The organism is Arthrobacter sp. CC3 (assembly GCF_039907775.1).
In the GTDB taxonomy this organism is placed as follows: Bacteria; Actinomycetota; Actinomycetes; order Actinomycetales; family Micrococcaceae; genus Arthrobacter.
In genome coordinates this window covers 200,569-226,522 of the sequence record NZ_JARCCY010000003.1, presented here as the reverse complement: position 1 = coordinate 226,522, position 25,954 = coordinate 200,569, and the positions used below count along the sequence as shown (strand labels likewise).

General features: G+C 66.1%; 20 protein-coding genes and 1 pseudogene. 11 read left to right on the top strand and 10 right to left on the bottom strand.

Features of this window, described 5'->3' with window-relative positions; translation table 11 throughout:
- Positions 1 to 66 precede the first annotated feature (66 nt).
- Positions 67 to 1,620 (bottom strand): ABC transporter substrate-binding protein, encoded by a 1,554-nt coding sequence (locus PV761_RS02855; protein ID WP_347894171.1) that lies wholly within the window; start codon positions 1,618 to 1,620, stop codon positions 67 to 69.
- Between the two features lie 288 nt (positions 1,621 to 1,908).
- Between PV761_RS02855 and PV761_RS02850 the strand changes: the two genes are divergently transcribed.
- From PV761_RS02850 to PV761_RS02840, 3 genes are all read left to right on the top strand, one after another.
- A complete protein-coding gene (locus PV761_RS02850; RefSeq protein WP_347894169.1) occupies positions 1,909 to 3,162 on the top strand; it encodes a family 1 glycosylhydrolase in 1,254 nt (417 codons plus the stop codon).
- Positions 3,163 to 3,283: 121 nt separating this feature from the next.
- Positions 3,284 to 4,123: an IclR family transcriptional regulator gene (locus PV761_RS02845; RefSeq protein WP_347894167.1), complete on the top strand. Its 840-nt coding sequence runs from the start codon at positions 3,284 to 3,286 to the stop codon at positions 4,121 to 4,123.
- 122 nt (positions 4,124 to 4,245) lie between these two features.
- The gene (locus PV761_RS02840) at positions 4,246 to 5,838 is read left to right on the top strand and encodes a family 43 glycosylhydrolase (protein ID WP_347894165.1); all 1,593 of its coding nucleotides are present in this window, start codon (positions 4,246 to 4,248) and stop codon (positions 5,836 to 5,838) included.
- Positions 5,839 to 5,860: 22 nt separating this feature from the next.
- On the opposite strand, the gene PV761_RS02835 is transcribed toward PV761_RS02840, so the two are convergent.
- The 4 genes from PV761_RS02835 to PV761_RS02820 form a co-directional block, all read right to left on the bottom strand.
- Complete coding sequence (locus PV761_RS02835; protein WP_347894163.1) at positions 5,861 to 7,534, bottom strand: amidohydrolase; 1,674 nt, start codon at positions 7,532 to 7,534, stop codon at positions 5,861 to 5,863.
- Positions 7,524 to 8,981, bottom strand: a complete 1,458-nt coding sequence (locus tag PV761_RS02830; protein ID WP_347894161.1) for an APC family permease — start codon at positions 8,979 to 8,981, stop codon at positions 7,524 to 7,526. Before PV761_RS02830 ends, PV761_RS02835 begins: the two co-directional genes overlap by 11 nt.
- Positions 8,982 to 9,205: 224 nt before the next feature.
- Entirely contained in the window at positions 9,206 to 10,639 is a 1,434-nt protein-coding gene (locus PV761_RS02825; protein WP_347894159.1) for an amino acid permease, read from the bottom strand.
- Positions 10,640 to 10,818: 179 nt separating this feature from the next.
- Positions 10,819 to 11,736, bottom strand: a complete 918-nt coding sequence (locus tag PV761_RS02820) for a LysR family transcriptional regulator (protein ID WP_347894157.1) — start codon at positions 11,734 to 11,736, stop codon at positions 10,819 to 10,821.
- 95 nt (positions 11,737 to 11,831) lie between these two features.
- Here PV761_RS02820 and PV761_RS02815 point away from each other — a divergent pair, with 95 nt between their 5' ends.
- The 7 genes from PV761_RS02815 to PV761_RS02785 all read left to right on the top strand — a co-directional run bounded on the left by PV761_RS02815 (position 11,832) and on the right by PV761_RS02785 (position 20,381).
- A complete protein-coding gene (locus tag PV761_RS02815; RefSeq protein WP_347894155.1) occupies positions 11,832 to 13,037 on the top strand; it encodes an FAD-binding oxidoreductase in 1,206 nt (401 codons plus the stop codon).
- A gap of 67 nt (positions 13,038 to 13,104) precedes the next feature.
- On the top strand, positions 13,105 to 14,523 hold the full coding sequence (locus tag PV761_RS02810) for a VOC family protein (RefSeq protein WP_347894153.1): 1,419 nt from the start codon (positions 13,105 to 13,107) through the stop codon (positions 14,521 to 14,523).
- A gap of 22 nt (positions 14,524 to 14,545) precedes the next feature.
- Complete coding sequence (locus tag PV761_RS02805) at positions 14,546 to 16,084, top strand: aldehyde dehydrogenase family protein (RefSeq protein WP_347894151.1); 1,539 nt, start codon at positions 14,546 to 14,548, stop codon at positions 16,082 to 16,084.
- 83 nt (positions 16,085 to 16,167) lie between these two features.
- Positions 16,168 to 17,517, top strand: coding sequence for an FAD-linked oxidase C-terminal domain-containing protein (locus PV761_RS02800; protein WP_347894149.1), 1,350 nt, complete (start codon positions 16,168 to 16,170; stop codon positions 17,515 to 17,517).
- 33 nt (positions 17,518 to 17,550) lie between these two features.
- A complete protein-coding gene (locus tag PV761_RS02795) occupies positions 17,551 to 18,471 on the top strand; it encodes a LysR family transcriptional regulator (protein ID WP_347894147.1) in 921 nt (306 codons plus the stop codon).
- A 73-nt stretch (positions 18,472 to 18,544) separates the two neighbouring features.
- Complete coding sequence (locus PV761_RS02790) at positions 18,545 to 19,717, top strand: Glu/Leu/Phe/Val dehydrogenase (RefSeq protein ID WP_347894145.1); 1,173 nt, start codon at positions 18,545 to 18,547, stop codon at positions 19,715 to 19,717.
- A gap of 55 nt (positions 19,718 to 19,772) precedes the next feature.
- A complete protein-coding gene (locus PV761_RS02785) occupies positions 19,773 to 20,381 on the top strand; it encodes a TetR/AcrR family transcriptional regulator C-terminal domain-containing protein (protein WP_347894143.1) in 609 nt (202 codons plus the stop codon).
- A gap of 13 nt (positions 20,382 to 20,394) precedes the next feature.
- Here the strand turns inward: PV761_RS02785 and PV761_RS02780 are convergent, their stop codons facing one another.
- Positions 20,395 to 21,945: an FAD-dependent oxidoreductase gene (locus PV761_RS02780; RefSeq protein ID WP_347894141.1), complete on the bottom strand. Its 1,551-nt coding sequence runs from the start codon at positions 21,943 to 21,945 to the stop codon at positions 20,395 to 20,397.
- A gap of 88 nt (positions 21,946 to 22,033) precedes the next feature.
- The gene (locus PV761_RS02775; protein ID WP_347894139.1) at positions 22,034 to 22,618 is read right to left on the bottom strand and encodes an HhH-GPD-type base excision DNA repair protein; all 585 of its coding nucleotides are present in this window, start codon (positions 22,616 to 22,618) and stop codon (positions 22,034 to 22,036) included.
- A gap of 146 nt (positions 22,619 to 22,764) precedes the next feature.
- Between PV761_RS02775 and PV761_RS02770 the strand changes: the two are divergent.
- A pseudogene (locus PV761_RS02770) lies at positions 22,765 to 23,211 on the top strand (MBL fold metallo-hydrolase); the annotation flags it as partial.
- A gap of 184 nt (positions 23,212 to 23,395) precedes the next feature.
- On the opposite strand, the gene PV761_RS02765 reads toward PV761_RS02770, so the two are convergent.
- From PV761_RS02765 to ureG, 3 genes are read right to left on the bottom strand one after another with little or no spacing between them, the layout of a single operon-like run.
- Entirely contained in the window at positions 23,396 to 24,448 is a 1,053-nt protein-coding gene (locus PV761_RS02765) for a nickel transporter (protein ID WP_347894137.1), read from the bottom strand.
- Entirely contained in the window at positions 24,448 to 25,314 is an 867-nt protein-coding gene (locus PV761_RS02760) for an urease accessory protein UreD (protein WP_347894135.1), read from the bottom strand. Before PV761_RS02760 ends, PV761_RS02765 begins: the two co-directional genes overlap by 1 nt.
- Positions 25,311 to 25,928 carry an urease accessory protein UreG gene (gene ureG, locus PV761_RS02755; RefSeq protein WP_347894133.1) on the bottom strand — a complete coding sequence of 206 codons (618 nt, stop codon included), beginning with the start codon at positions 25,926 to 25,928 and terminating at the stop codon, positions 25,311 to 25,313. Before ureG ends, PV761_RS02760 begins: the two co-directional genes overlap by 4 nt.
- Positions 25,929 to 25,954: the final 26 nt, after the last annotated feature.

Sequence of the window (25,954 nt, the reverse complement as noted above, 5' to 3'; positions counted from 1 at the left end):
AGGACCTGCCGGGCCGCCCTCCGTTGAGGACAGCCCGGCAGAGCCGGTGTTGGCTTGGTTCGGGTATTAGCTGGCGGGTGCGTAGGACGAGAGCAGCGGGTAGGCGTTGGTGCCGGCGAACTCCACCTGCTTGATCTTCTTGGTGTTGTAGCCCTGGTTGGTGAGTGACTCGTAGAGCGGGATCATCCAGCCGGATTCCACCAGGCGGGTGTTGAGCTTGGTGAGCGCGGTCTTCCTGGCGGCGTCGTCCTTCGCGGCAGCAGCCTCGCCCGTGGCGGCGGTCAGCTGCTCATCGGTGGCCTTCTGGACGTTGGTGAAACCGTTCAGGACGACGCCGTACATCAGGCCCACCGGGTTGTCCCAGCCGAGGGAGGCGTAGCCGAGGGGCGTGGTGGCAACTGCCGCGAACGCTTCATCGGTGGAAGCGGCCATCTTGACGTTCATGGTGATCCCGACGGCGGCAAGATCCTTCTGGACGGCCTGCAGATCCGTCTGTGTTTCAGCGCTGCCAACAATGGTGAACTCGAAGCCGTCAGCGAAGCCGGCCTCAGCCAGGAGGCTCTTTGCCTTCGCCGGATCATAGGCGAACTTGGTGTTCAGCTCTTCGGTGAAGCCGGCAGAATCCTTGGGAAGTGCATTCCAGGCGGGGATATCCCCCTTGTGCAGTGCGTCCACCAGTGCCTGGCGGTTGATGGCGTACTGGAACGCCTGGCGGACTTTCTCGCTGGCGAAGGCGGGGGCGGTCTTCCCGGTCTTGTCGAAGGAAACCATGGTGTGCAGGGTTCCTCCGATCTGGGAAACGCCCAGGCCCTTGGACTTTGCGAAGTCCACCGTGGGGGAGGTGAGCATGGCGACGTCGGCCTGGCCGGAGACGAGGGCGTTGGCACGCGCCTGGGGATCCTGGATGACGCTGAAGGTGACCTTGCTAAAGGCGTACTTTGAAGCGTCCGGGCTCTTCTCGTTCTTGACCAGCACGTACTTGTTGCCCTTCACCGTGGACGCGTCAAGGGTGTACGGGCCGGAGCCGTCCGGGGTCGCGGCCAGGCTGGCGGTGTCCGCCACGCCGGTCTTGCCGACGATCATGCCCATGGTTCCCGTGAGGTTCTTTTCAAAGCCCGGCTGGGCCTTTGCGAACGTGAGGGAAACCTGCGCGGGGCTGACGACGTCAACCGAGGTGATCTCCTGGGCGCCGCCCTTGGCCACGGCGGAGTACGCACTCAGCGCCGGATCCGTGCGGCGGTCGAAGTTGGCTTTGACCAAGGCTGCGTCCAGGGTGGAACCGTCCGTGAATGTGACACCCTCTTTGAGGGTGAGCGTGAGAACCGTGTTGTCCGCGTTGTAGCTGAACTCCTTGGCCAGGCCCGGACCCGCGGATCCGTCCGGCTGCAGGGTCATCAGGTTCTCGTAGAGGCCTTCGAAGAACTGGCGCTGCGCGTCGGCAACCCGCAGCGGATCAAACCCGAAAGAAGCAGCATCGCTGTCGACGGCGAGGGTCAGGGAGCTCGTGTCCGCCTTGGCAGTTGCCTGGCTGGAACCGCCGCAGGCGGTCAATGATCCCAGGAGGAACGCTCCGGCCAGGACGGCGGAGCTCCCGCGTGCGGTGGAGTTCAGAAGTTTCATGTAGTGCGCCTTTGCATTCTGATGTGACAACGGGAAGAACAGTTAGGGGCGCCAGGCGGGTGGCCGGCTCCCCTCAAGCATCAGCGGGCGCTGTTTGATGGAGACACGAGGATTTCATTGGTTGAAATACTTCTGTGGCGGGCGTCACGGCATCGCATCAGGGGCCGGCAGCTCAGGCGATGAGTCTTTCAATCAATGAAAACGGCTGCCACTGGCCCGCTGCGGAGCACCGAGGATGGACAGTCAGCCCATGCACAGTCGCTTGGCGCTCGCATCGAAAGGAACCAGATGACCGACTCTTTTGCTTTCCCGCATGACTTCCTATGGGGCGTTGCCACGGCAGCCCACCAGGTCGAAGGAAACAACGTCAACAGCGACTGCTGGTTCCTGGAAAGGCTCCCCGGCACGATCTTCGCCGAACCGTCCGGGGACGCCGTGGACCACTACCACCGGTACCGCGAGGACATCGCCCTGATTGCCGGCCTGGGATTCACCAGCTACCGCTTCTCGTTGGAATGGGCACGGATCGAGCCCGAGGAAGGCCACTTCTCAGAGGCAGAACTCAACCACTACCGCCGCGTACTGGAAACCTGCCACGAGCATGGGCTTACCCCGGTGGTCACGTTCCATCACTTCACCTCGCCCCTCTGGCTCCTGGCGGCCGGCGGCTGGGAAGGTCCGAGGACCGCCGGGCTCTTTGCCCGCTACTGCGACCGGGCCATGGCGCACCTGGGCGACCTCATTGGCATCGCCTGCACCCTGAATGAACCCAACCTTCCCTGGCTACTGAAATCCATCGGACTGTTCAGCGAGGCCCCGGAAGACCGCGGTTCTGTTCCGGTTTGGGCTACAGCCGCGGAGCGTTTGGGCGTGGCCGCCAGTACGGTGGCCCCGTTCCAGTTCACTGCCACAGAGGCCGCGTTTGACGTAAAGCTGGCGGCGCACCGGGCCGCCACGGCAGCCATCAAGGCCAGGCGGCCGGAGCTGCAGGTGGGCTGGACGCTTGCAAACTCCGATATCCAGTCCATCGACGGCGGCCAGGACTTTGCTGACTCGGCCCGCCGCGACGTCAACGAACGCTTTCTGGAAGCCTCCCGCAGCGACGACTTCGTGGGAATCCAGACCTATGGCCGCACCGTCTTCGGTCCGGACGGATTGGCTCCGGCTGCGGAGGGCGTCCCCACCAACCAGATGGGCGAGGAGATCTACCCCCAGGGCCTTGAGGCCACCATTCGGGAAGCTCACCGCGTTGCCGGCATTCCCGTGATCGTCACGGAGAACGGCCTTGCCACCGAGGACGACACCCAGCGGCTTGCCTACCTGCGCACGGCGGTGGACGGCGTTGCCTCCTGCCTGGCGGACGGGATCGACGTGCGCGGCTACATTGCGTGGACTGCCTTCGACAACTACGAGTGGATTTTCGGTTACCGACCCAAGTTCGGCCTCATCGCGGTGGACCGGACTACCCAGGAACGGACCCCGAAGGAAAGCGCCAGGTTCCTCGGCAGCCTCGCCCGGGCGAAGGTGGTGGAGTCCGTCTGAACCGGTGCTGGTGACGCCCCGCCCAGTGAGCGCGGAGACCATGGAACACCGGCTAGGAGTTTCATTGGGCGAAACACTATTGTGGTGGGGGTCACTGGCGACGAAGAAGGAACGGTGTGAGATGACAGCAGTCCCGACTAGCGGTCCGGACGTTGCCGCTCCTGTCCGCGGCAAGCGCCCCAAGCAGGGCGAACCGGTCATTGACCGGGCCCTGAGCCTCCTCGCGGTCTTCACCGACCGTCGTCGTGCCCTGACGCTGTCCGAAATGGCCAGGTACGCAGACATGCCGGCGCCGACGGCGCTCCGGTTGATTGCCCGGCTGGTGGCGTGGGGCGCCTTGGAAAGGCTCGACGACGGCCGGTACGTGGTGGGCGTGAGGCTCTGGGAAGTCGCATCGCTGTCGCCCCGCGGCCACGGTGTGCGGGAAATCGCGCTGCCCTATCTGGAGGACCTCTTTGAAGTAACGCGCCACCACGTCCTGCTGGCGGTCCGGGACAAAAACGAGGCCGTGCTGATTGAGCGGCTGTCCTCCAAGGAGGCCACCGAAGTTGCCTATCGGGTGGGCGGCCGTGCGCCGCTACGGTCCACCGCCGTCGGCCTGGTTCTCCTCTCCGGCGCGGACGCGGATTTCCAGGAAGCGGTGATCCGGCAGCCTGCCGACGTGGAGGCCGGGGTGGACGCCATGCCGGAGGGCCAGCTCAGGCGAACGCTCTCCGACGTCCGCCGCACCGGCGTCGCGATGATCAGACGGTCTGCGCCCTCCCGGACCGTTTCCGTGGCATCACCCATATTCGATGCCCAGGGTGCCGTGGTTGCCGCACTGTCCATTGTGGTCCCCGACGGCGCCACTCCCCCGAACGTCCTGGCGCCGGCAGTCCAGGCTACGGCCAGGGCGGTGTCCCGAAACCTCGGGTTCCGGGCCGAAGCCAGCTCCGGCGTCCGGGACGCGGGGCGGGCATAACAGCCCGTCTTACGTTCCAACCATTGAAATCCACGGTCCAGCCGCCGGACCGGGCTCCCTAACGTAGGAACTGCCGGCCCCAGAAAGCCGGCAGTGAACACTTTGCTACGGATGGAGCCCTGATGATTGACAGTGCAGCGGAACTGGCGCGGCCAGCCACAGCGTCCGCCGCCATCACACCGGTCATCCCCGGCTTCTTCCCGGACCCCACCATCTGCCGCGCGGGCGACGACTATTTCCTGGCTACGTCAAGCTTCGAATACTTCCCCGGGGCGCCCATCTTCCACAGCCGCGACCTCGTCAGCTGGGAGCAGATCGGGAACATCCTCACGCGGCGGAGCCAGTTTGCCGCCGGAGACCGCCGGCCTTCCGGCGGGATCTTCGGATCGACCCTGAGGTACCACAACGGCCGGTTCTGGTTCGTGACCACGAACATGAGCGACTTCGGCGGCGGCCACCTGCTGATGCATGCCGGCAATGCGACGGGGCCCTGGAGCGACCCGGTCCGGATTCCGGGGACCCTGGGCATCGACCCGGACATCGCGTGGGATGCGGACGGCAATTGCTACCTCACCTGGGTGGGCTTTGGACCCGCTGAGAACGAATCGGGGATCGTCCAGGCGCTCCTGGATCCCCTGTCCGGTCAGCTGCTGGAACGTCCGCGGAAGGTTTGGCAGGGAACCGGGCTCGCATTCCCCGAAGGCCCGCACCTCTATCAGCGCGGCAACTGGTGGTACCTGGTCCTCGCCGAGGGCGGCACCGAACGGGGCCATGCCGTTTCGGTCAGCCGGAGCAGCTCGCCGGCGGGCCCCTTCGAGCCGTATCCGGACAACCCGGTCTTCAGCCGCCGCAGCACTGCTGCCACGGTACAGAATGCGGGGCACGCCGACCTGGTCGAAACGGCCGACGGCGGTTGGGCGGCGGTCTACTTGGGCGTACGCCCCCGCGGCGTGGTCCCCGGCTACCACGTCCTGGGGCGGGAAACCTTCGTCGCGGGCATCAACTGGGCTGACGGCTGGCCCGGGTTCGACGAGGACCGCTACCGGGTCCCAGCCGTGGACACCTCCTTTTCCGATGATTTTTCCGCGGACCAGCTCCATCTGCGGTGGATCTCCCCGGGCAATGATCCGGCGTCCTTCACGGCCCCGGCCACAGGCGGTCTCCTCGTCAGCAGCGGGGAGCCCGGCGCCGCCCGAGATTCCGGCGTCGCGGGTGGGCCCGTGGGAGCCGCACCCGTCCTCGCGACCAGGGTCAGGGACCACGCCTGGAGCGCCAGCGCCACTGTCCGCCTGGCGGCAGGCACGGCGGTGAGGCTGGTGCTGAGGATCGACGACTCCCACTGGTATGCGGTTGAAGCGTCCGACTGCGAAGTCAGGGCCGTGGCCCAGATCGGGCCGCTGCGGCAGGTGCTGGCGACGGCCCCGCGGGATCCGTCAACAGGCGCTGTATCAACGAGCGCTGTATCAACGAGCCCTGTCCGGCTGGAGGTCAGCTGCACCGACGCTCCCTTCGCGGGCCAGCCGGGCAAGAACACCGGCCCGGACCAGATCCTCTTCGGATTTCAGCAGGGCGGCACCACCGTGACGCTGGCCCGGCTGGACGGGCGGTATGTGTCCACTGAAGTCGCCGGCGGTTTCACCGGCCGCGTCATCGGCGTGTGTGCAGTCGGGGGGAGCGCCGTCGTCGAACGGTTCGACTACGACGCCGCCCCCTGACCTGCGCCCCTCAGCCCGGTCGTTACCGGACGGCGCCCACGGCGAGGTGCTGGGCCCGACCGTCCACGAACGTCGCCAGAACCCGGGCGGCGGCCAGGTCATCCGGGGCAACCGACAGCGGATCGACGTCGAACACGGTGAAATCCGCGCGCTTGCCCACCGTGACAGACCCGGAGACAGCCCACTCCCCTGCCGCTTTGGCAGCGTGCGAGGTGTAGCCTTCGAGCGCCTGCAAGGCAGTGAGGGCCTGGCCCGGAACCACCGGTTGTTCGCCCGAATGGCCGGACCGCCGTCGTAATTGCGCGTCCGCCAAAATCGGCAGCGGCTCGAAGGGGGCGATCGGCCAGTCGGAGCCGAGCCCCAGGGTGGTTCCCGCCGCGCGGAGGTCCGCGCACCGCCAGGCGTTGTTCGCGCGCTCCTCCCCCAGGCGCGTGGACCAGTTGTCCGTGTGGTCGGCGCGGGAGTAGTGGGTGCAGTGCGTCGGCTGCATGCTCGCCACCAGGCCGGCGCGGGAGAACCGCTCAATGAGGGCGTCCGGGACGGTTTCGAGGTGTTCGATCCGGTGCGCGGCCTCCGTCGCAACCGGCCGCACCGCGGGAGGCAGGGACTCGAACGCATCCAGGACCGCGGCCACTCCGGCGTCGCCGATCGCGTGGGTAGCGGTGGGAATCCCGCGGCCAGCGAAGAAGCGCACCGCGGCCGCATACTCCTCCGGGCGGGGCCAGAACGGGGCCACGGACTCCCCGTAGGCGTCCGGCTCGAAGAGCCACGCCGTGCCGTTGTCCACGGTGCCGTCAACGAACAGCTTGATGCCGGCTACCTCCCAGCGCTTTCCGCCCACTCCGATCTGTTCCGCAAGCCACTGCCAGTCCTGCTCGACGCTGCCGGGCATGCACCACGGCGAGATCCGCAGGCGCAGCGGGAGCCCGCCGGCCCGATCATGCCCGGGGTCCTCTTCTTCGAGGGCCTCTTGTTCCAGAGCACGGTAAAGCTCCAGCGAGCCCTCCCCGCAGTCCATCACGTGCGCCCCGGTCAGCCCGGACCGCGCGAACTGTGTGAAGAGTTCCGCCAGCCTCGCCTTCCGTTCGCCGAAGGACTCCGCCGGCATCACCTGCGCAACAAGCTCGACGGCGGCGGCCTCCAGCAGGAGCCCGGTGGGCCTGCCGCTGCGGTCACACACCACTTCCGAGGCCTGGTCGAAAGCCCGCGGGCCGGTGACTCCGGCCAGTTCGAGTGCCCGGGAACTGGCCAGCGCGGAATGCCCGTCGAAGAGGCGGATGAGGCACGGGAGCCCGGAGACGACGTCGTCAATCAGTTCGCGGTGGGCAGTGGCAGATCCGAACACATTGGGGTCAAGACCCCAGCCCCGCACCCAGTCCCCTGCGGGGGTTGCTTCCGCTTGGGCACGCAGCAGTGCGCGCACGCCAGCAAGGTCGGTGGCGCCGGACAGGTCGATGCCGCGCGTCAGTTCGAGGCCGAAGACAGGGTGCATGTGGCAGTCCACCAGGCCGGGAGTCAGCACGGCGGCACCGAAGTCGATGACCTCCGCGGCCGGCCAGTTCTCGGCAACGTCACGGCTTCCGACGGCGGCAATCACGCCGCCCTCGACGGCCACCGCCTGCGGGGCGGGACCTCCGGAGGAACTGCCCTCCATGGTGTGGATGGTGTCGGCCAGGATGATCACATCAGGATTCATGGGTTTCGAAGCTTCCAATCTGCGCGAAGGTTTCGGGACGGCGGCGGCGGACCCAGCGGGCAGCCGCAAGCCCGGCGAGAAAGACGACGGGTGTCACCAGGATGAGGATGGTGTTGGTCAGTGCATCGGCGAAGGTGAGCAGCTCGATGTTGATGCCTATCAGCAGCACCACGCCGAAGAGCAGGATGGCCGAGGCCAGGCTGAGCGGCACCATGAGTTTGTGCGTCGCGGCGTCGGGGTTCCGGCGCAGGTACAGGAAGGCCGCCACCGAAACCAGGCCCTGGAGCCCCACGATGCCGAAGATCCCGGGGGTGTTCACCCAGATCAGCAGCTGCTGGTAGGGGTCGGCGTTGAGCAGGGAGCAGATGGCGATCACCACGGCGGCCAGGACAGTCTGCAGCTGGCCGGCCCGGTGCGGGGACTGGAACCTGTGGTGCGTCCTGCCGAGGAAGGCAGGCAGCACTCCGTCGCGGGCCAGCATGTAGACGTAGCGGTTGATCGCGTTATGGAAGGCCAGCTGCGAGGCGTAGACGCTGGTGACGATCAGGAGATACATCACCACTTCTGCCCACGGGCCAACGTAGTGGTTGATGGTCTGGAAGAACATCCCGCCGGCCATTTCGCCGGCGGCCTCGACCACGGCGCCCTCGCCGTAGGCCTGGACCACGGTCCAGACGATGAAGGCGTAGAAAACGGACATAAAGCCGACCGCGATGTACATGGCCCGTGGCACGGATTTGTCCGGGTTGCGCGCCTCGGACCGGTACAGCACGGTGGACTCGAAGCCCATGAAGGCGGCGAAACAGATGCCAAGGATCGCCAGCACGCCCGGGCCGAACGCGTTCTCCGGGCTGAAGGAACCCACGCTGATTCCGTGTGCGCCGCCGCTGCCGAGGATGCCCACTCCCATCACGGCCAGGATGCCGGTCTCGGCGACCAGAAGCACGCCGAGCACCTTCGCGCCGACGTCGATCCCCCGGTAGCCGAGGAACCACACGGCGGCGACGGCGGCGAGCGCGATGGCCGGCCACGGCACGTCGAGCCCGAACAGTACCTTGAACATGTCGTGGGTCTGGACCGCGAAGAGGCCGTAGACGCCGATCTGCAGGCAGTTGTAGGAGACGATCGCCAGGATGGCGGACGCCAGCCCCACGGTCTTGCCCATGGCCAGCGAAATGTACGTGTAGAAGCCGCCGGACGCCTTGACGTGGCGGGTCATGGCCATAAACCCGATGGCGAAGAGGGTGAGCACGATGCCTGCCAGGAGGTAGCCGGCCGGGGCGCCGATGCCGCCGACCCCAATAGCTACGGGGGCCACACCGGCCATCACGGTGAGCGGCGCTGCTGCCGAGATGACGAGGAAGGCAATGCCGCCTGTGCCGAGGGCATTGCGCTTGAGGGCGCCGTCCGCGGACGACGTCGGTGGTCTGGTTTGGGTATCCGGCACTGGTCCGTCCTTTCTGGGGAGCCCTGTTAAACGAAAGGCTTTCGTTTATTATGAATGCGTGTGGCGCAGAGCACAATACTTTTCCCAAAACGGACCCGCGAGCCGTGCCGAGCGACCCGACCGGGCGACCGGAACGGGGCGACCGGAACAGGCAGGACGCACAAGAGCTGCGGGCACTGGCGGCATAAGCCCACCGGTACCCGCAGCCCCACCATGAAGAGCGGCTAAGCTTTGGCCCGCGCCTCCCCCGGTGCGGCACTTTCCGCCATGACCAGGTCCCGGGTGGGCGCGCCCGCAACGACCGGCTCCGGCACGTCCACCGATCCGCCGCGCTTCCGAACCGCGAAGTAGAGCCCCAGCACAACAGCCCAGGACAGGCAGCTCAGCGCCAGCGACACCTGCGTACCGGGCGTCACGGCCATCTGCACCAGGACGGCCGCGATCGCGGCCGCCGTAAGGATGGACAGTCCGGGAAAGAGCCACATCTTCACCGTCAACTCCTCCTCCTTGGCGCGCTTCCGCAGGACAATCTGCGAAAGAGCAATCAGCAGGTAAACGAAGAGGATGATGGCGCCGGATGAATTCAGCAGGAAGAGGAATACTCCGTCGGGCGAAATCGCGGCGGCGATCACGCAGAGAAATCCGACCACCGAAGAAGCAAGGATTGCAACCATCGGCACGCCACGCCTGCTGACCCGGGTGAGCGCGGCCGGCGCTTCACGCCGGGCCGCCAGGACAAAGAGCATCCTTGATGAGGTGTACAGGCCCGAGTTCAGGCAGGAAAGCACGGCGGTGAGCACCACGGCATTCATGACGGTGTCCGCAAAGGGAATCCCCATCACGGTGAAGGCCGTGACGAACGGGGACGCTCCGAGTTCGGTGGAGTTCCAGGGGACGATGACGGCCAGAAGGAAAAGCGAACCTACATAGAAGATCGAAATCCGGACAACCACTGACTTCATGGCTTTGGTGACCGAGCGGACCGGATCTTCTGTTTCTGCCGCGGCGATGGTTGCGACTTCAGCGCCGACCATGGAGAAGACCACCACGACGATGGCCGAGAAGATTGCCTCCGGTCCGTGCGGCAGGAAGCCCTCGTGGGCCACGAGGTTGCTGAAGTCCAAGGTCCGCTCCGGCCAGAAGCCGAGCACGAAGGCGCCCCCGAGGACCAGAAAGACGATGATCGCGGCCACCTTGATGCCGGCAAACCAGAACTCGAATTCCCCAAAGGACGCGACGGAGAACAGGTTGGTGCAGGTCATCAACACCATCAGGCCCAGCGAGAGGACCCACAGGGGAGCATCAATCCAGTAGGAGAGCACCTTGGCCCCGGCAACGGCCTCAAAGCCCACCACGATCACCCAGAAATACCAGTACAGCCAGCCGACCGAGAATCCCGCCCAGCCGCCCAGGGCCCGGCGTGCATAGTCGGCGAACGAACCCGTCGAGGGGTTGGACGTGGCCATTTCACCGAGCATCCGCATCACCAGAATCATGAGCACGCCCGTGATTCCATAGCTGAGGAAGGCTCCAGGGCCGGCGTCGTTGATCACGACTCCCGAGCCCACGAAAAGGCCGGCCCCGATGACTCCGCCGATCGCGATCATGGTGAGCTGCCGTGGTTTGAGGTTCCTGTGCAATTGACGTGCAGGATTCATGGATTTCCATCTCTCCGTCGTTGTGTCCGGCCGATGTCCGGCTGCTTCCCCCGGTTCTTCTCCAACGACTATGGAGGACCGGGACTGTGACCGGAAGCACTCCAGGGCACGCGAAAGTAGGCCTGCCACAAGGGACTCTTGCGCTCCCCGACCGCAACCGCCACCTCCGGAACCGAACGTTAGCCAGCCGCCGCGCTTGAACTGAAGGCGTACACCAGGGCGTCCCGGACCGCCCGGACACTGTCCCGCTCGAGGGCCGAGGAACGCACAATTGCCACGATGCTCCTGCTCGACTCACCGGGCATCACCGCGGTCGGAGCGTCCGTTGGCCTCAGCCCCATCATGAGCGGCGTGGCCAGGGTGATGCCTATTCCGGATTCGGCGAGCGCAATGGAGACGGCCGTATCCGTCACGAGGTGCTGGACGTTCGGCTCGATGCCGGACCGCGCGCAGGCAAACCGGCAGGCCCGGCCAAAGTAGGTGTCAACGGGGGGAAGGATCCAGTCGCTGCTGTTTGCGTAGTCCGCGAGCGCCGGCGGGTCTGCGAGGAGTTCGCGCGCCGCGGGGGGCAGGACCATGAGGAACGGCTCCCGGTGCAGGGCCTGGGACTCGACGCCTCGCAGGGGAGGCTGCGGGGCGTCAGCGTAATTCAGCCCCAAAGCGATGTCGATGCGGGACTCCAGGACGGCCTGGGGCATGGTTTCGACGTCGACCTCCACAGCCTGGATGGCCACATTCGGCGATGATTCCCGCAAGTGGGCGATGGCCGGCTGCATCGCCGACACGGCGGCCGAGCCGAAAACGCCCACTGCAACAACCGCCCGCTGCTCGGACTGCGGACCGCTCAAGGCCGCCGCAGCCCTGCGTTCGTCCTCCAGGAGCACGGCGGCATGGCCAAGCAGGGTCTTGCCCGCATCCGTCAGCGCCACCCTTCGTCCGTCACGGGCAAACAGCGGCCGCGGAACGCTGCCCTGCAGCGCCGCCATCTGCTGGGACACTGCGCCCGGAGTGAATCCCAAGGCTTCCGCCGCCGACGTCATGGTCCCCAGTTCGGCGACCACCTTGAAGGTCTTGAGTTGTTCGAACGTCCACTTCATATAGCAAATCTATATGGAATTATGAAAATGTATCGATAAACCTAAACGTCCGGTGGCTCCAAGCTTGTTTCCAAGACAGGCTTTTGGAGGAAAACATGCAGATCAAGCACGTGGACAATGTCGTCCCGCTGACCAAGTCACCAACTGCCCCGCTTCCCGCGGAGGCAGATGTCGTGATTCTCGGCGGCGGGATTATGGGGGCAAGCATCGCCTTTCATTTGGCGGAGGCGGGCGTCGGGAACATTGTCCTCATCGAACGCAATTCGCTCGGTTCCGGGTCCTCGGCCAAGCCGCTTGGAGGAGTCCGTGCCACGTTCTCCGACCCGGGTAACATCAGGCTGGGGCAGCGCAGTTTGGAGGCCTATGAACGTTTCGGCGAGGACTTCCGCGCCGACATCGGCCTCCGGCAGGTGGGCTATCTTTTCCTGTGCCGCACCGACGCCGAGCTGTTCGAGGTGGAGGCAAGCACCCATATCCAGAACTCGCTGGGCGGGTGCAGCCGGATGGTTTCCCCCGAGGAAGCCCATCGCATCAATCCCTTCCTGGATCCGAAGGCCCTCCTGGGCGCCTCGTATTCCCCGCGTGACGGCTTTGCCGAGCCCTCCAAGGTGGTCCGCGCCTATGCCCAGGCGGCGATGGAGTTGGGCGTAACCATCTGCGAGGACACCGAGGTCCTGGACATCGACGCCGGTGGCGGTTCGGTGCGGGCGGTCAATACCAACCGCGGTCCAGTCCGGACCAGCACAGTCATCTGCGCTGCCGGCGCCTGGTCCACAAGGCTAGGCGCAATGGCCGGCGTCCATCTTCCGATCCAGCCGGTCAGGCGCCAGATCGGGATGACCACCCAACGCCTCGTGCCATTCCCCACCGTTCCGTTCACTCTGGACCTGTCCACCACAATGTACTTTCACAACTACCTCAACGGGATGCTTCTGGGCATCTCCAACCAGGACCAGGAACCGGGCTTTTGCCGTGAGTTCGACTACCAGTGGCTGCCCGCCTTCAATCGTGCCGCAGAAATCGTGGCACCCTCCCTTGCGTGGCAGGAACTCGAGGTCGGCTGGGCCGGACTGTACGAGAACACACCGGACCACAACGCCATGATCGGTTCCTCGGGCACCGTAGAGGGCTTCCTGTACGCCACGGGTTTTTCGGGTCACGGGTTCCTGCAGGGCCCCGCAGTCGGCGAGCTCGTCAGGGACATCTACCTGGGCCGCGAGTCCTTTATGGATCCTGAACAGTTCAGCGCCGCCCGCTTCGCCGGCGAGCTTTCCCGGGTGAAGGAAGTCCACATCATCTGAACCGCGGAATCAGGAACCCCGCACCATGATCCCCCGCGCCAACATCCAAGGATTGAAAGGAAGACCCATGCCAACAACAACGAAGCTGCAGCTGTGGGAACTGAGGGCGGAATTCGCCCTGCGCCTTGCCACCCTGTACGGCAACGAAGTCCCTGCCTACAACACGCTGGTGGACGTCTCACGGGAGGTGAACGAGGACTTCATTCGCAAGAACGGGCAGGACGCAGAACGCCTGGGCAGCGTCCAGCGCGTCACCGCCGAGCGCCATGGCGCCATCCGCGTCGGCTCACACCGCGAGCTTGCCCAGGTGGCGCGGATATTTGCCGCCTTCGGCATGCACCCCGTGGGCTTCTATGACCTCCGGGACGCTTCCAAGAGCTCGGTACCCGTGGTCTCCACAGCCTTCCGCCCCGTGGACCCCGAGGAACTGGCAAGGAACCCGTTCCGCGTCTTCACCTCCATGCTGGCCCATGATGACCGGCGCTTCTTCGACGAGGAAACGCAGCAGCAGCTCGAAACCTTCATCCGCGCGCGGACCCTGTTCCCCGACGAACTGCTCGAGCTCGCCGACCGGACCGCCCGGGAAGGCGAACTCGACCAGCACGACGCCGAACGGCTCCTGGAGCTGGCCACATCAGCATTCAAGCTGTCCACTGCACCCGTTGACCACGACTGGTACTTCAAGCTGGAGGGCATCTCAGCGGTGGCGGCCGACATCGGCGGCGTTCCCTCGACACACATCAACCACCTCACTCCACGCGTCCTGGACATCGATGACCTGTACGCCCGGATGGAGGCCCGCGGCATCACGATGATCGACGAAATCCAGGGGCCGCCCAACTGGGAGGGGCCGGACATCCTGCTCCGGCAGACGTCCTTCCGCGCCCTCGCTGAAGAGAGGTCCTTCCGTTACGCCGACGGCGAGGTCCGCCCCGGGTCACTTCGGGTCCGCTTCGGGGAAGTGGAACAGCGCGGAATCGCCCTCACTGAAACCGGCCGGAACCTCTACGACCGCATGATGGCCGAGGTGGATTCCTGGCTGGCCGCGAGTCCGTCCGGTACGCCGCGCGCCGAGGTTGCCGAGCAGGTCTGGCGGAAGAACCTGCCACGCACTGAACAGGAATTGGCGCTCCAGGGCTTCGCGTACTTCACCTACCGCGTGGCCGATTCTGCCTCGGCTCCCCGGACCGGATCCGCGTCCCTGCGGAAACTCGTCGAGACCGGAGTCCTGGTTCCCGAGCCCATCGTCTACGAGGATTTCCTGCCGCGTTCCGCAGCCGGGATCTTCCAGTCAAACCTCACTGACGACGGCTCCCGCGACGACGGCCAGATCGGCACCCCGTACGACATCGACCGGCTGTCCGACGTCCTGGGCCGCAGGATTTTCGATCCCAACGAACTGTACTCCGCGCAGCGGTACGCATCCCTGGCGGAGGCGCAACGCATCCTCGGTATCACCATCACCGACATCCAGTCGAACCTGTAAATCCAACCCGAAAGAAGGAACCATGACCACCATTGCTCCCGCCCTGCCGGCGACGTCCGAAATCGCGGCTGAAGTCCACAAGAGCCTGCAGGCCATCGGGGTAGACCCGGCCCTGCTCGCCGGTCCGCGCGAAACCCGGACTCCCATCACCGGTGAAGTCATCCTCACCACCAGGGTCCACAACGACGATGATATTGAGGCAGCTGTTTCCACCGCCGCCGAGGCGTTCAAAACCTGGCGAAACGTCCCCGCACCGGTCCGCGGCGCCGTCGTCAAGCGCTGGGGACAGCTGCTGACCGAGCACAAGGAAGACGTCGCAGCGCTGATCACCGCCGAGGTGGGTAAGATCCGCTCCGAAGCCCTGGGCGAGGTGCAGGAGATGATTGACATCGCCGACCTTGCCGTTGGCCAGTCCCGCCAGCTGTACGGCAAAACCATGCCTTCCGAGCGCCCCGGACACCGCCTCGCCGAAACATGGCACCCGCTCGGCGTCGTCGGAATCATCTCGGCTTTCAACTTCCCCGTGGCTGTTTTCGCTTGGAACGCGGCCCTTGCACTGGTGGCCGGCGACACCCTGGTCTGGAAGCCGGCGGACGCCACCCGACTCTCCGCCCTTGCCGTCGACACTCTCCTGGCCCGTGCCGTCAAGGACGTGGGGGCACCGGCCGGTATCCACCACTTGCTGCTGACTGACCGCACCGGCGGACAGAAGCTGGTCGAGGACCCTCGCATCGCCCTCGTTTCCGCAACCGGCTCAGTCCGGATGGGCCAGGAGATCGCGCCCGCGATCGCGAAGCGTTTTGGCCGCGCGCTACTGGAACTCGGCGGCAACAACGGCGCCATCGTGGCTCCCTCCGCCGACCTGGACCTGGCACTGCGCGGAATCGTGTTCGCCGCCGCAGGCACCGCAGGGCAGCGCTGCACCTCGCTGCGGCGCCTCTTTGTGCACACCTCGATCGCCGACACCCTCGTTCCCCGGATCGTGGAGGCGTACCGCACGCTGAACATCGGCAGCCCCACCCAGGAGGGAACGCTCGTGGGACCCCTCATCAACGCAGGCAGTTTCAAGGCGCAGCAGGATGCCCTGGCCCAGGCCGTCGCCGAAGGCGGCGAAGTGGTGCAGGGCGGCAACCGCGTCCTGGCGGACGAGCACCCGGAAGCCTTCTATGTGGAACCGGCCGTCGTGCGCATGCCCGCCCAGACCGCCGTCGTGCATGACGAAACCTTCGCCCCGATCCTGTACGTCATGACGTACGAAAACCTGGACGAGGTCATCGAGGTACACAATGGCGTTCCGCAGGGCCTGTCCTCGGCGATCTTCACCCAGGACCAGACCGAAGCCGAGCTGTTCCTCTCGGCCAGCGGATCAGACTGCGGCATCGCCAATGTGAACATCGGCACCTCCGGCGCGGAAATCGGCGGGGCATTCGGAGGTGAAAAGGAAACCGGCGGCGGCCGCGAATCGGGCTCCGACTCGTGGAAGGCCTACATGCGGCAGGCCACCAACACCATCAACTTCTCCGGGCAGCTCCCGCTCGCCCAGGGCGTCACGTTCATCTAGCCAAGCAGGCACGCGGCAGCTGCCCCCGGGCGCTGCCGCGTGCACCGCATCCTGCCATTCCATCCCCAGTAAGGACAAGACCAGTGACAACCGTCCAGGAACTCCGCCGCCAGCTCGGACACCGGGTGCTGACCGATCCCGCAGACCTGGCCCGCTACAGCGCGGATGCCTCACGCGCCATCCCCGAGGGTCTGCCCGCGGCGATACTGGCCGCCCGTTCCACCGCAGACGTCGTTGCGGGGGTTCAATGGGCCGCCCGGCATCAGGTTCCCGTGTCCGTCCGGGGCGCCGGGACGGGATTGGCTGGAGGAGCTGTGGCTTATGAAGGCGGACTGGTGATTTCCCTTGCCCTCATGGACGCGATCCCCTGCATCGATCCGGACAACCGCCTCGCCCAGGTCCAGGCAGGTGTGGTCACGGCGGACCTCGATGCCGCTGCCGCGGAGTACGGCCTGATGTACGCTCCTGATCCGGCGAGCTACCGGCAGTCCACGATCGGCGGCAATATTGCCACCAATGCGGGAGGCCTGCGGTGTGTGAAGTATGGGGTCACCTCGGACAGCGTGGCAGGCCTGGAAGTGGTCCTGGCCAACGGAGATGTCATCTCCACCGGCGCAAAGACACGGAAGAACGTGGCGGGCTACGACCTGACCAGCCTCTTCGTCGGCTCCGAAGGGACGCTGGGAATCGTGACCGGAGCTACCCTGCGGCTGCATCCCCGCCCTGCGGGGAAAACCGTGACCTTCCGGGCAACTTTTCCTTCCGCGGCTTCAGCCGGCAAGGCCGTCACGGCCATCATGGGCAGTTCAGTGGTTCCTGACGTCATGGAACTGATGGACCGTGCCAGCGTCAGAATCGTCGAACAGTTCCACCCGACAGGACTGTCCACTGATGGAGCCGCCATCCTGGTTGGCCAGTTCATTTCCCCTACGTCGGAAGCGGACGCCGCCGTCGCCGCCCGGCTGTGCACCCGGGCGGGCGCTACCGACGTCGAGCAGGCAGACGGCGATATCCTCCTGGAAGCCCGCCGGGTGTCCGGCAAAGCGCTCGATGCACGGGGGCTACGCGCTTCGTGCGACGTTGCCGTCCCCATCTCGCGGCTGGCCGAGATGTTCCTTGCGCTGGAACAGATCGGATCAGCCAACAACGTGGAGATTCCCACTTTCGCCCATGCCGGTGATGGCAACCTGCACCCCTCCGTGGTCATCGGGGACGAATCCCCCGAGGCCTATGCGGAGGCAGAGCGCATCCTTGACCTGATCACGGACCAGGCCATCCTGCTTGGTGGCACCATCAGCGGAGAGCACGGCATCGGCTCCCTCAAGGTGGGATCGCTCAGCAAGCAACTTGAGCCGGCAACACTGGCCGCCCACCGCCTCGTCAAAACCGCTTTCGACCCGCTGGGGATCCTCACCCCCGGCCGGGGAGTTTGAACGGCCGCGCCGTTCCGGCGCCAGGAGGCAACCATGCTGAACCCCCTGCATTTGCGGACCTTCATCGTCGTGCTGCGGACCGGATCATTTGCTGAGGCCGCCCGATCACTTGGCTACACGAGTTCGGCCGTCTCCCAGCAAATATCCAGCCTGGAGCGGTCCGTCAAGATGTCCCTCTTCGAACGGGACGCCCATGGCATACGGCCCACACCTTCGGCCGGGTTTCTGGCCGAACGTGCCCAAAGTGTCCTGGCTGCCTTTGCCTCCTTCGAAGAGGAGGTAAGGGCCATGTCCGAAGGGAATTTTGGCCAAGTCCGGCTCGGCAGTTTTCCCACTGCCAGCCAGCAGCTACTTCCGCTCTCCCTCTCAACGTTCGCGCGGACGCACCATGACGTAGGCATCGACCTTGATGAGGGCGAGCCGGACACCCTTGTTCCACTGCTGCTGGACCGTGACCTCGACCTGGCCATCGTCTACCACTACGACCTCGTGCCGCAAACCTGGCCAAAGGCCCTGAAAGCAGAGCCGCTCCTTCATGAGGACCTGGTCCTGCTCCTGCCACCCGGTCACCGGTTCGCCGATTCGGAAATCGTCCTCGCCGATCTGGGAAAAGAAACGTGGGTGGCTACCGGGGAACGGACTTCGGGCGCTCGCTCGCTCCGCAGGGCTTGTGCAGCGGCAGGGTTTGAGCCGAACGTGCACTACCGAAGCGATGACTACGACGTCATCAGGAGATTTGTCAGCTCAGGCTTGGGCGTGGCGCTGGTCCCCGCGCTGGGGCACGTGCCCGGCACCATCGCGACGGCGACCATCGCCGACCTTCCCGTGCGGCGGCATGTGGTTGCCCTCCATGCGCCCAGCACGGCCAACCCCGCCGTGGAGGGGGCCGTGGCAGCCCTCAAGGCTGCCAGCGCGGAGGCCGCGGGGCGCCTCCCCGGAGTCCGTGTTGCCTGAACATGTCTGAACCTGCCTGAACTTACCTGAAATAAACCAACCACCAACCAGCAAGAAAATGGAGCATCCGGAAATGACTGACAGCACCTTTGCACTCTTTGACCAGTGGGGACCCGAGAAGATCGTGGTCGTCTCCGACAGGAAGACCGGCATGCGCGGCGTCCTCGTCATCGACAACACTGCACGGGGAACCGGCAAAGGCGGGACCCGCATGAGCCCCAGCCTCACGGTGCAGGAAGTTGCCCGCCTCGCCCGGACCATGACCTGGAAGTGGGCAGCTGTGGACCTGTTCCACGGCGGCGCCAAGGCCGGCATCCTCGGAGATCCCGCCGATCCGAACAAGGAAGCCATCCTCCGTGCCTTCGCCAGGACCCTGTCCAACGAAGTCCCGTCGGAATACGTCTTCGGCCTGGACATGGGCCTGACCGAGGAAGACGCGGCCATCTTCCTCGACGAGCTTGGAGACCGGGGAGCCTCCACCGGGCTGCCGCGGGCCTTGGGCGGCCTCCCCTACGACCAGCTCGGCGTAACCGGCTACGGTGTCGCTGAGGCGGCTGAAGCCGCGGCGCAAAACCGCGGAATCAGCCTCCAGGGCGCACGGGTTTCGATCCAGGGCTTTGGCGCTGTAGGCCAGGCAGCCGCAACCCGCCTCAGCGAGCTGGGCGCCGTCGTCGTTGCCGTCTCTACCGCCGGAGGGGCGGTTCATGACCCCAACGGCCTGGACATCCCGAAGCTCGTGGACCTCCGCGCCGCCACCGGGGACGCGTGCGTGCGTCACTATGGTGCCGTACTTCCGGCTGATGCGGCCTTGCACGTGGACGCCGACGTCCTCATCCCGGCCGCACGGGAAGACACGATCGACGACGTCGTGGCAGCCAGCACCAACGCCAAACTCATCGTGGAGGGCGCCAACCTTCCCACGTCCCCCACGTCGCGGCGGATCCTGCACCAGCGTGGAATCACTGTAGTGCCCGATTTCATTGCCAACGCGGGCGGAATCGTGGCCGCTGCCCACTCCATGGCCGCGCGCTACTCCCCCTTCGTCGTGGACCCCGAAGACATCTTCACGATGATCTCAGCCAAACTGAGGGCGAACACCGCCGCAGTCCTGGACGAAAGCCGCCGCGCCGGCCTCACTCCGCACGAGGCAGCCTACGGCTTGGCGGAGCAGCGCGTCCTAGAGGCGATGAAACTTCGCCTCCAGGTTCCCCGGACCGCCACGGAGACCATCGACGTCCTCGTCTGAGCAGGCGCCCCGACTAGGCTGGGATGACGTTCAAAAGCTGCAGTCAGGAGAACCCATGGGGCGCCCGCTCCGCCCGCTGATATCCGTGGAGGCCCTCACCACCGCCGCCCTCGAGCTGGTTGATGAGGGCGGCGACTTCAGCTTCCCTAAGCTGGCGAAGAAGATCGGCGTCAGCCAGTCCTCCATCTACAACCACGTCAGCGGCCGGGACGAGATCCTGGAGCTCCTGCGCCACCGGATCATCACCGAAGAGCCGTATCCGCCGGTGGACCACAGCGACTGGGAAGCGGCCCTGCGGGTCCTGATCCGCGCCTACCGGGATGCGTTCGTCCGCCACCCGCGGCTGGCGCCGCTCCTTGTCCTGCAAACGATCACTGATCCGGACGTCATCGGGCTTTACGAAGACCTGGCGCTGGCCCTCGAGGCGGCGGGGTTCCGGGGGCGGGACGTGGTGGCGGCCATCTCCACCATCGACAGTTTTGCCCTGGGCGCGGCCCTGGACCTCGCGGCCCCGGAGATTGTCTGGGACCCGCCGGCGGAGGGTTACCCCACACTTAAGCGGGCAGTCGGGAATGCGGGACCGTCGGAGGAACGGGGCGGGCACGCCTTCGACTTCGGCCTGGACGTGATCATCGGCGGGCTTCGGGCCAAGCTGGCCGGTTAACGCCGGGCCGCGCTCAGCCGGGGTCCGCCGGGGCCGGGTTGGCCTCGAGGTTCCGGGTGGCCGGTCCCTGGATAACGGTGCCGTCGGTGCTGAACCGGGAACCGTGGCACGGGCAGTCCCACGTCACGTCGGCCGCATTGAACTCCACCGTGCAGCCCAGGTGCGTGCAAACAGCCGAAACGGCGCTGATGCCGCCCGCAGGGCTGACGTAGACGGCGGTCTTTGCTCCGTCCACGTCCACGACCCTTCCTTGACCCGGGGCGATCGTGGGCGGTGCGGCCGGCGCCTCCCGAAGAGGCTTCTTCGGAAGAGGCTTCTTCGGAAGAGCCGCCTCCGGCGCCACGGCACCCCGTGCCGGGACGGCCCTGGTGCTGTCAAACAATGCCGCCCACGGGTTGGTGCGGCCGCAGAGCAGATCCCGGAGGATCAGGGCGGCGGCCGTTCCGTTGGTCAGCCCCCATTTGCGCAGCCCGGTGATCACGTGGACATGCCGGAAGTCCGGCGACAGGCGCCCGACGAAGGGCAGCCCGTCGGCGGGCATGGCGTCCTGGGTGGACCAGCGGAAGGCGATCTCTTCGGCGCCGAGACGGTCCCGGGCGAAGGCGGCGAGCCTGCCGTACCGTTCGGCGGAGTCAACCGGCTCCGAGGCGGGGTGCCCTTCACCACCGGCCAGAACATAACTGATCCCGCCGATGTCGGTAGTCAGGATGGAGCGCATCGGCTCGTCAACGCTGACAAACGTCGAATCCAAAGGGGCAGCGTCAGAGCGGGCGGCAACGATGTACGAGCGGTGCGCGTAGGTTCGCCCGGCGAAGAATCCGTTGTCCCCGAACGGCATATTGGTGGCGACAATGATTTCCTGCGCCCGGACGGAGCCGCGCTCCGTGTCGACGACGGCCGGCGAGCCGTCCCGGAAACCCGTGGCGGGCGAGTCCTCGAAGACGAAACTTCCGCCCCCGTCCACCGCGCTGGCCAGGCCCTGGACGTACCGGAGTGCGTGGATCTGCGCCTGGTTCTCAAAGCGGACCGCCCCTGCGACCGGGAACGATCCAACCGTGAACGGAAGCGGCACCTCGGTAGTGAAGGACGAGGGAAGTCCCAGCCTGGCAGCGAGCGCCGCTTCCTCGCGGACCAGGGCCAGCGAATCCTCCGATTCCGCGTACGTGTAGTTGGAAACCCGCCGGAAGCCGCAGTCGATCCCCTCCGCGCCAACTGTTCCGGCCACGTGCTCAATCGCGGCTTCGTTGGCCTGCCCGTAGAGGCGGGCCGCCTCGTTGCCGTGGCGGCCCGCAAGCTCGGTGTAAGCCAGCCGGTGCAGGGACGTGACCTTGCCGGTGGTGTTCCCGGTGACTCCGGTGCCCACGCGGGCTGCTTCAAGCACCGCCACTGTCTGGCCCGCCTGCTTCAGGGCCAGCGCAGCGGTGAGGCCGGCGATGCCGCCACCGATCACGGCCACATCCACTTCGAGGGCACCATGGAGGTCTTCATCGAGGGCGGCGTATCCCGTGGATGCGCTCGTGGCCGCCCAGAGGGAGGCGAACTTACCTGCAGGCTGCTCACTCACGGTCCCCGCCTTTCACGTAGCTGGCTTCCCTACTTGGAGCCTTCCCGGCCTGGAGCCTTTCGGCGCCGCAGCCGTCCGGCCGTCGCCGTCAGTCCCCGGCGGACTTCGCAGCCTTGGCAGCAGCTTTGGCCGCCTGCTTGCTGGCGCGCACCTTGGTCAGCGACTCCGGATCAACGATGTCGGCCACGGACAGGTACGAATCCTGCTGGCCGTAGTGGCCAGCGGCCTCGCGCCAGCCTTCTGCCTGGAGTCCGCACTGCTTCCCCAGCAGCGCCAGGAAGATCTTTGCCTTCTGCTCGCCGAATCCCGGCAGGGCCTTCAGCCGGCGCAGCACCTCCTTGCCGTCGGGATCGCCCTGGGTCCAAATGGCCGTGGCGTCCCCGGCCCAGTCCTGGTGCACCGTTTCCGCGAGGGCCTGGACCCGTCCGGCCATGGATCCGGGGAACCGGTGGACGGCCGGGCGTTCCTTGAACATCTCGACGAAGTCCTGGGGGTTGAACCCGGCGATCGCCGCGGGGTCCATGGAGCCGATGCGCGTCCGGATCTTTTCGGGACCGGCAAATGCCGATTCCATGGTCACCTGCTGGTCAAGCAGCATGCCGGTGAGCAGCGCAAACGCGTCGTCGCTGAGTAGTTTGTCCGCCGCGGGGTCCCCTGTGATGTGCAGTTCCATGCGTCCTATCCTCCCACCCGGCCCTGTCCGCGTCATGGGGTCCAACAGCCCGGGTCTCCACAGCCGATCTCAAGTGCTTGCAATCGACTGTCGCCAGGTAATACCGTCCCAACCAGCGGTCGAAACCCACAAGCGGAAGGCATGTCATGCTGAAGCACGTCGCTGAGGGCGTCCTCGTTCATGTGAGCGAGTTCATCCAGAGCAATTCCATCGTCGTGCAGGGCCGGGACGGGGTGTTGCTCATCGACCCCGGCATAACGGGCGACGAAATGGCGGCCCTCGCGAACGACCTCCGCGAGCTGGGCCGGCCCGTGGCCGCAGGCTTCTCCACCCATCCTGATTGGGACCACGTTCTCTGGCACCCGGACTTCGGCGACGCGCCCCGCTACGGTACAGCCCGTTGCGCGGCCTCCCTCCAAGACCTGCTCTCGCATGCTGATTGGGAAGCCCGTGTAGCCGAGGGGCTGCCGCCTGAGTACGCCGACGAGATCCCGATGGATCTGCTCGGCCTCGTCACCGGCCTGCCTGCCGGGGCTACGCATATTCCGTGGGACGGCCCCACGGTCCGGATCATCGAGCACCACGCCCATGCCCCGGGCCATGCGGCGCTGCTGATCGAGGACCGCCACGTCCTGGTCGCCGGCGACATGCTTTCGGACATGACGGCCGTGTTCCCGACGACCCCCGGATCGGCCCGTCGGCCCCGTTGGATTGGCTGCCTGATGTGCACAAATGGCAACTTCTGCGGCTCGCTGAGAGGCAGCAGAACCAGACTCCCTAGGCGGCTTGGGACCGGACCTTCAACCGACCCCGCCACGCGGCAACGCCCCACACGGCCAGCAGCACCGCTACGAGCAGCAGGCCGGCCTCGCCCAGGTCCACCGCACCCAGCCACGTGGTGAGGGGATCCTCCAGGCCAAAGGCCGCGTTGAAGAATCCACCCAGCGTGATGGCCGAAATGAAAAGCGCGGACACGGCGGAGATACCGGTGATCAGGGCGTTGAATCCGAGCTTCCGCCGCGGATTGTGGATGGCTGACCGGTACATGCGCATCATGGCCACACCGTTGACGGTGTCGCACAACGTCATGGCAGCAGTGAAGGCCAGTGGCAGCGCCAGAAGGGCCAGCGGGGAGACCCCGGCGAGGGATGCCGCCGTCGTCATCACCAGAAGCCCGATGGTGGTGGCGGTATCGAATCCCAGCCCGAACAGGAAGCCGATGACGTAGATGTTCCGCGGCCTCTGGACCCTGGACAACGGTTTGGCCAGCAGGCGTGCCACGAATCCCCTGGCCTCCAGGTCCCCGTCCCGCAGTTCCCCGCCGCCCTGCACGTTCCGGTACGCCCGCGCGGCCCGCAGGAACGCCGAGCCGTTGAACAGGCCCATGGCCAGCAGGAACAGCCCGGAAACGCCGCTGCCGATCAGGCCCAGGACCAGGTTTCCGGTGGTTCCGTCCTCCATGAACTCGCCCACCATCGCGGCACCGCCCACCACCAGCGCTCCCGCCAGGATCACTACCGAGCTGTGGCCCAGGCTGAAGGCGAAGCCCACGCTCACGGGATCCTTGTGCTGGGCCACGAACTTCCGCGTCGAGTTGTCGATCGCGGCGATGTGGTCCCAGTCGTAGCTGTGCTTGATGCCTGCCAGGTAGGCGGTGAGCACCAGCCCCAGTGCCAGCGGTTGCGCGGCACCCGCCGAACTGGCAAGCAACAGGACGACGGCGGCAACATGCAGTGCGGCCACCGCACCCAACGCGAACAGCAGGCGCGTCCGGAGCGGCAGTTGCTCCCGTTCCCGGTACATCGCGGCGAACCCGCTGAGCACGGTCATCAGTACTTCCTCAGGTTCAGGGGTGGCTGCCCGTACCAGCGTTCACGCAGCAGGGCGGTGCAGGCGCCCAGCAGCCGGTTGAGTTCCTCCGTGGAGTTGGACAGCGACCGCAGCACCACGCCGGTGGTCCCGCCAATACACGCGGTCAGGGACACCCCGGTATGGGCGTCGTGCCCGGCCGTGAGCGCATGGAACTCATCCGCGAGCGCCTGGTCCACCCGGGCGTCCACCACCACCAGCGACCCCAGGTGACTGAAGCCTTCCATGTATCCCAGGCCGGTGACGTCGTTCAGCGGCGGCCGGATCAGCAGGTTGTCGAGCGCCAGCATCCTGGTGCCCTCCGGTGTCGCCACGTGGATCTCGTTGCGCAGCCGCAGTTCCTCGTACCGGAACGACGCCCCGTCCGGCGACCACCCCGGCGTCACCACTTCAGCCATGACCAGGCTCGACGACGGCCGCACGGTGATGTGCGTGTTCTGCCGGTAGCTGGCCTCCCGGTAGGCGATCAGCTGGTCCGGAGCCAGTTCCAGCTGTGCCCCCTCCCCCAGCCGGAGGGTCATGCGCTGCTCGGCGAACGACCCCGGGGTCCGGTAGATCTTCGTGGCCGACTGCGTGGTCAGCAGCACTTTGGCCCCGTCGCCCGCCTCCACGTCGATGACATAGAGGTCGGCCCCCAGATACGCCCCGCCCGGATTCACGAGGACGTAGCAAACCTGGCCCGAGTCATCCAGGTAATGCGGCCGCAGGACACGGAGGGCACCCCGATGGTACTGGTGCGCGGCCACGGACCGGCCGCCGCGCACGGCGACGACGAGCTCAAGCTCCCCCATCGGGGACTCAACCGCGGCAGCAACGGCCGCCGTCATTGGGCCAGGTCGAGCATCAGGACGTCGCGCCGCACCCATTCGATGACCGCGTCCAGGCCTTCGTCTGTCTTCAGGTTCGTGAAGCAGAACGGCTTCTCGCCCCTGAACTCCTTCGAATCGCGCTCCATCACCGAGAGGTTCGCGCCCACGTGCGGGGCGAGGTCGGTTTTGTTGATGATGAAGAGGTCGGATTTGATCATGCCCTGGCCGGCCTTGCGCGGGATCTTTTCACCCTGCGCCACATCGATGATGTAGATCGAGAAGTCGACCAGCTCGGGGCTGAACGTGGCGGAGAGGTTGTCGCCGCCGGATTCCACGAAGATCACCTGCAGGTCCGGGTGGCGCTTTTTGAGTTCCTCGATGGCCGCCGTGTTCATGGACGTGTCTTCGCGGATGGCCGTGTGCGGGCAGCCGCCGGTTTCGACGCCGATGATCCGGTCCTCGGGCAGGATGCCGTTGGCGGCCAGGATCTTGGCGTCCTCGATGGTGTAAATGTCGTTGGTGATGGCGGCCATGGAGATCTCGCGGCTCATGTGCCGGGTGAGCCGCTCCACGAGCTGGGTCTTGCCGGCGCCGACCGGTCCGCCGATGCCGATCTTGATGGGTTCAGACATACTGTCCTCCTCAGTAATATGCACAG

Coding starts and splice junctions, on each gene's coding strand:
- PV761_RS02855 (WP_347894171.1), bottom strand. CDS start 1,620: ATGAAACTTCTGAACTCCACCGCACGCGGGAGCTCCGCCGTCCTGGCC.
- PV761_RS02850 (WP_347894169.1), top strand. CDS start 1,909: ATGACCGACTCTTTTGCTTTCCCGCATGACTTCCTATGGGGCGTTGCC.
- PV761_RS02845 (WP_347894167.1), top strand. CDS start 3,284: ATGACAGCAGTCCCGACTAGCGGTCCGGACGTTGCCGCTCCTGTCCGC.
- PV761_RS02840 (WP_347894165.1), top strand. CDS start 4,246: ATGATTGACAGTGCAGCGGAACTGGCGCGGCCAGCCACAGCGTCCGCC.
- PV761_RS02835 (WP_347894163.1), bottom strand. CDS start 7,534: ATGAATCCTGATGTGATCATCCTGGCCGACACCATCCACACCATGGAG.
- PV761_RS02825 (WP_347894159.1), bottom strand. CDS start 10,639: ATGAATCCTGCACGTCAATTGCACAGGAACCTCAAACCACGGCAGCTC.
- PV761_RS02820 (WP_347894157.1), bottom strand. CDS start 11,736: ATGAAGTGGACGTTCGAACAACTCAAGACCTTCAAGGTGGTCGCCGAA.
- PV761_RS02815 (WP_347894155.1), top strand. CDS start 11,832: ATGCAGATCAAGCACGTGGACAATGTCGTCCCGCTGACCAAGTCACCA.
- PV761_RS02810 (WP_347894153.1), top strand. CDS start 13,105: ATGCCAACAACAACGAAGCTGCAGCTGTGGGAACTGAGGGCGGAATTC.
- PV761_RS02805 (WP_347894151.1), top strand. CDS start 14,546: ATGACCACCATTGCTCCCGCCCTGCCGGCGACGTCCGAAATCGCGGCT.
- PV761_RS02795 (WP_347894147.1), top strand. CDS start 17,551: ATGCTGAACCCCCTGCATTTGCGGACCTTCATCGTCGTGCTGCGGACC.
- PV761_RS02790 (WP_347894145.1), top strand. CDS start 18,545: ATGACTGACAGCACCTTTGCACTCTTTGACCAGTGGGGACCCGAGAAG.
- PV761_RS02785 (WP_347894143.1), top strand. CDS start 19,773: ATGGGGCGCCCGCTCCGCCCGCTGATATCCGTGGAGGCCCTCACCACC.
- PV761_RS02775 (WP_347894139.1), bottom strand. CDS start 22,618: ATGGAACTGCACATCACAGGGGACCCCGCGGCGGACAAACTACTCAGC.
- PV761_RS02765 (WP_347894137.1), bottom strand. CDS start 24,448: ATGACCGTGCTCAGCGGGTTCGCCGCGATGTACCGGGAACGGGAGCAA.
- PV761_RS02760 (WP_347894135.1), bottom strand. CDS start 25,314: ATGACGGCGGCCGTTGCTGCCGCGGTTGAGTCCCCGATGGGGGAGCTT.
- ureG (WP_347894133.1), bottom strand. CDS start 25,928: ATGTCTGAACCCATCAAGATCGGCATCGGCGGACCGGTCGGCGCCGGC.